Below are 1,189 nucleotides of genomic sequence, written 5' to 3'. Positions count from 1 at the left end.
ACAATGATAGAAGAGAATGTTCAGGTAATGAACGAAATTTAGTGCGTGGGCGGATTATAGCAGGATATTTTCAAAAGTCACCTATTTTAGTCAGATTGCTGCAATATTTTCTCAAATACTGAATAAATGCGGGTTTCCGCTTGGTTTTTTGACCATCCAGAAAAATTTTCCAGCGCTTCCAGCCTGCATTTAAGCATCTGCTGGTCTGTTCAAATCCACTCACGCCGTATTTTTCCGGCCGCATGATCCGCCGGAATCCGTTTTGATTCTATTTTCAGATTGCCGGATGCATAAAAAAACCCTCACGCATGAGGGTTTTCATCAACTCGGACTGCTTAAGCCGGAAGCTTACTTGGCAGCGTCGCCCCAGGCTGGAACAACCGCCTGCATCAAAGGCTTCAGCATTTTCATGGAGCAGGCAATCACTTGGCCATTGTCCATAGAATTTGAGCCGCCGCGCGCATCAACCACTGTGCCGCCCGCCTCTTTCACAATCAGCTCGCCGGCAGCGATATCCCAAGGCTTTAAGCCCAGCTCAAAGTAGCCGTCCAAACGGCCGGCAGCCACATAGGCCAAATCCAAGGCTGCAGAGCCTGAACGGCGGTATTGCGCGCCCGCTTCAGTCACGTTCAATAAGGATTCAAAATGATTTTTCGCATAAGAAACGATTTCACCGCCGCGTTTAGCGCGGTAAGCATGGCCAACGCCCATAAAAGTTTTTTCCAGGCTGTCTTTCACATTTACCCGGATGCGGCGCTGGTTCATCATTGCGCCGCGGCCGCGGCTGGCAGAGAACAGCTCGTCTTTTACAGGGTCATAAATTACGCCGTGCTGGGTGACGCCTTTGTGCTGAACAGCAATGGATACGCAGAAATGCGGGAAACCGTTAATGAAGTTCAGGGTGCCGTCAAGCGGGTCAATCACCCAACACCAGTCGGCATCGTGGCCTTTGCCTTCCTGCATGCCGAACTCTTCGCCCAGGAAGCTGTGATTTTTATAGCTTTTGCGCAGGGTGTCGATTGTCAGCTGTTCCAGATAGCGGTCTACGCGCGTTACCGGACCGTCAATGCCTTTTTCTTCGACTTGCAGATCGAGCTTATGACGATTCTGATGCGCTTTTAAAAGCTCTTGACCAACTAATTGAGCCGCACGCGCAGCCATCACCACCATAGGTTCCATTGAACACCCA

At 50.4% G+C, this 1,189-nt stretch carries 1 protein-coding gene; it reads right to left on the bottom strand.

Annotation, left to right across the window (positions count from 1 at the left end):
- Window positions 1-348: 348 nt before the first annotated feature.
- On the bottom strand, window positions 349-1,179 hold the full coding sequence (locus RSA72_RS07150) for an inositol monophosphatase family protein (RefSeq protein WP_332632922.1): 831 nt from the start codon (window positions 1,177-1,179) through the stop codon (window positions 349-351).
- Window positions 1,180-1,189: the final 10 nt, after the last annotated feature.

Source organism: Acinetobacter sp., assembly GCF_036659555.1.
GTDB lineage: Bacteria > Pseudomonadota > Gammaproteobacteria > Pseudomonadales > Moraxellaceae > Acinetobacter.
Note: the sequence above shows the minus strand (reverse complement) of the source record. Positions and strands in the feature narration are given on the sequence as shown.